This window comes from Tardiphaga sp. (assembly GCF_025356345.1).
Lineage (GTDB): Bacteria > Pseudomonadota > Alphaproteobacteria > Rhizobiales > Xanthobacteraceae > Tardiphaga.
Genome location: NZ_JANXTC010000091.1, coordinates 1 through 3,602 on the forward strand (window position 1 = coordinate 1; position 3,602 = coordinate 3,602).

Annotated in this window: 4 protein-coding genes; 1 reads left to right on the plus strand and 3 read right to left on the minus strand. The window is 65.5% G+C overall.

Features of this window, described 5'->3' with window-relative positions:
* Nucleotides 1–227 (plus strand): FAD-dependent oxidoreductase (locus Q0S16_RS05120; RefSeq protein ID WP_295845798.1); only part of this gene is annotated, 227 nt, incomplete at its 5' end.
* Nucleotides 228–244: 17 nt separating this feature from the next.
* On the opposite strand, the gene Q0S16_RS05125 is transcribed toward Q0S16_RS05120, so the two are convergent.
* The 3 genes from Q0S16_RS05125 to Q0S16_RS05135 all read right to left on the minus strand — a co-directional run.
* Nucleotides 245–1,189, minus strand: a complete 945-nt coding sequence (locus Q0S16_RS05125) for an MBL fold metallo-hydrolase (protein ID WP_295845800.1) — start codon at nt 1,187–1,189, stop codon at nt 245–247.
* 80 nt (nt 1,190–1,269) lie between these two features.
* The gene (locus Q0S16_RS05130; protein ID WP_295845802.1) at nt 1,270–2,037 is read right to left on the minus strand and encodes a sulfite exporter TauE/SafE family protein; all 768 of its coding nucleotides are present in this window, start codon (nt 2,035–2,037) and stop codon (nt 1,270–1,272) included.
* On the minus strand, nt 2,034–3,602 hold a 1,569-nt coding region (locus Q0S16_RS05135), incomplete at its 5' end, for a phenylalanine--tRNA ligase subunit beta (protein ID WP_295845805.1). The genes Q0S16_RS05135 and Q0S16_RS05130, both read right to left, overlap by 4 nt.

Sequence of the window (3,602 nt, forward strand, 5' to 3'; positions counted from 1 at the left end):
CCGGCGGCCAGGCGTCGCGCCGGACATTGATTGAACCGATGGGGAATTTGTTTCTCGCTGGCGAGGCCACCCATGAGACGCTGTCGGGCACCGTGGACGGCGCCTGGGAAAGTGGCGATCGCGCCGCCGAAGCGGCGCTGAAGAAGATCGGCGCGCTGAAGGAATCGGTGCCGGAAAAGCCGGCGCGGGCGTCGAAGCGGCGGCAGCGCTCAAGCGGGACCGAATAGCTGGAATGGCTCGCCGGCTAGACCGGCAACATCAACTGCATCAGGTCTTTCGCCACCACGATCCTGCCGGAGAAATGCTTCTTCACATCCGCCATCCATTCGTCGTCGGTGACGTCGAGATCGCCCGGCACGAAATGGCTGAGCACCAGAACCTTGACGCCGGCGGCGGCTGCAATGCGGCCGACGTCTTCGGTGGTCGTGTGGCTCTCCAGCAGGTGCTTCTTCAGCGTCGCGCCATTTTTGGTCTTGATCACCAGCCTGTCGACTGCCGGGACGTAAAGTGCCTCGTGAACCAGTACGTCGGCGCCCTTGGCGAATTCGGCGAGCCTCGGATTGTAGGCGGTGTCGCTGGAGAAAACGATGGTACCGTCCGGCGTCTCGAATTTGTAGGCGAAGCTGTCGATGATGGGCGGATGCGGCGTCCGGAACGCGGTGACTTTTACATCGGCCGTCTGCAGCACCACGCCGTCGTCGAGAATATCCTTGGCGATCAGGAGCGGGCGCGGATCCGGCCGGCCCTCGTCCTCGATCCGGGTGTCGACATCGAACCTGTTGAGGTCCCAATAGGTCCTGGTCATCTGCTCGATGCCCTTGGGGCCGAATGAATGAATCGGCGTCGAAAGTCCTGCCGCCCAAGCGTTGTAGGCCAGGTTGCCATATTCGAGGTTGTGATCCGAATGGTGATGGCTGATGAAGATATACTTCACCGACGGGATCGAGACGCCGGCATTGACGAGTTGCCGGCTGACGCCCATGCCGCAGTCGATGACGAATGGCGTGCCGTTGACTTCGACGAGGTTGGCCGGATTCGAGGCGCCGACGCCGACGCGGGGGCCGCCCTTGGTGCCGAGAAACACGATGCGCGTGCGCGGCTTCACCGGCATCACGGCCAGTGCCGCTGGTGCGGACAGGGCGGCCGCACTGCCGATCGCGAGCTTCAACAGATGTCGGCGATCGACCATGGTGTTCTCCCGGTTAATTTTCTTGGCGTCGCGGTAACCCTAACGCGGCGGCCGCGCGCCGCGCAAGGAAGGCGGTGGGACTAGCGAAACAGCCCGTCGAACAGCGGCAGGCTGATCAGGGCGGACACCACGATCAGCGTGTAGCAGATGCGGCGGAAGGTCTCGTTGCTGGCACGGCCGAACAGTTTCGAGCCGAGCCACAGGCCCAGGCCGAACAGTGGGCCGGTGATCACCGCGAGGCCGAGGATGGCTGAGGTCCACAGCCCTCCGATCGAATAGCTGATGATGATCAGGACGTCGGCGATCGCAAAATACAAAATGATGTTGGCGCGGGTGACGGCGGCTACCGCGGTGTCGCGCAGCCAGTACATCACCACCGGCGGGCCGCCGAGTTGCGCCAACCCGCCGAAGAAGCCGGCGACGCCGCCCACCGCCACCGTCGCCGACGTGGTCGGCTTGCCGGGATAGCGCCAGCCGCAGGCCAGCAGCACCAGCATCGAACCGATCAGCGCCACGATGATCCAGCGGATCGCCAGCGGATTGCCCCACGCCAGCATCATCGTGCCGAGCGGCACGCCGATCAGCGCGCCGAGCGAGATGATTGCGACGTCACGCCGGTCAGCCCTGCGATACGCATCCGGAATCAGCGTCAGGGTCGTCAGGAAATCGATCACCAGCAATAGCGGCGCGGCGACCTGCGCGCCGGCCACCATGCTGGCGATCGGCATGAAGATCAGCGCGGAGCCGAAGCCCGAGAAACCGCGCGCGAGGCCGGCGATGAAGGCGGTGGCGACGAGGAGGGCTAGCGAGGCGGTGGCGTAGGAGGTGAGGCCGAGCGTGGCCATCATCCCCGCAACACGCCACCGGTCTTCTTCGTCACCTCGGCGACAAGCTTCGCCGCCGCCGCCTCGATGTCCTGATCGGTCAGGGTCTTTTCACGCGGCTGCATGGTAACGGCAATCGCCACCGATTTCTTGTCGTCGTCGATGCCCTTGCCTTGATAGACGTCGAACAGCGTCACTTGGCTGATCAACTTCTTGTCGACATTCTGCGCGGCGCGGACGATGTCGCCGGACTTGACGTTGCGATCGACGATGAACGCGAAGTCGCGCGACACCGGCTGGAACGCGGACAGCTCCAGCAGCGGCTTAGCGCGGGTCGCCTTCTGCTTGGCGTCGGGGATGCGATCGAGGATGACTTCGAAGGCGAACAGCGGACCATCGGCGCCGAGCGCTTCCGCGGCGCGCGGATGCAACTCGCCGAAATAACCGAGAATGTTCTGCGGGCCGATCTGGATGGTGCCGGAGCGGCCGGGATGCAGCCAGGAAACGCCTGAAGCGGCGCCGCCCGCCACGATCTGCAGCGCCTGCATCGGTGCGCCGGCCGCGGCCAGCACGGCGAAGGCATCCGCCTTGGCGTCCAGCGCATCGGCGGCGACCGAGCCGGACCAGTGCCGGCCGATACCCTTCGACGACGCCAGGCCATGGCGCAGGCCGGCAGCGGCGATGAACTGGTCCTGCGGGCGATCGCCCTTGAAGATTTGCCCGACCTCGAACAGCGCCAGATCGGCGTAGCCGCGATCGGCATTGGCCTGCGCCGCGGCGATCAGCCCGGGCAGCAGGCTCGGCCGCATGTCGGAGAGGTCCGCGGCGATCGGATTGGCCAGTGCCAGCTCCGGCGCGCCACCGCCGAAGGTCTCGGCATGCAGCTTCGAGATGAACGACCAGGTCACCGCCTCGACCATGCCGCGCGCGGCCAGCGCGCGCTTGGCCCGCCTCGTGCGCAGCTGGATCTGGGTCAGGATCGGTTTGCGCGGCGCATCGCCGCGATCGAACGGCGTCATCGGCACCTTGTCGACGCCGAAAATGCGCATGATCTCTTCGACGATATCAGCCTTGCCATGCACGTCGCTGCGCCATGACGGTATCGCGACCTTCACCACCGGGCCGCTGCCGACCATCATGAAGCCGAGATGCACCAGAATGCGGCGCATTTCGATCAGCGGGACGTCGATGGCCGCGAGCCGCTTCACTTCCGCCACCGGGAAGTCGATCACGCGGTCCTCGCCAAAGGCCTCGCCGACGACAATGATCTCCGACGGCGTTCCGCCGCACAGCTCCAGCACCAGCTTGGTGGCGAGCTCCAGGCCGGGCAGCATGAAATTATGGTCCACGCCGCGCTCGAAGCGGTAGCGGGCGTCGGAATTGATGCCGAGCCGGCGACCGGTCTGGGCGATGTTGATCTCGTTCCACAGCGCGGATTCGATCAGCACGTCGACGGTGTCTTCGGAGCAGCCCGACGCCTCGCCGCCCATGATGCCGGCCAGCGATTCCACGCCATTGTCGTCGGCGATGACGCAGGCCTTGGCATCCAGCGTATAGGTCTTGCCGTCGAGCGCCAGCAGCGTCTCGCC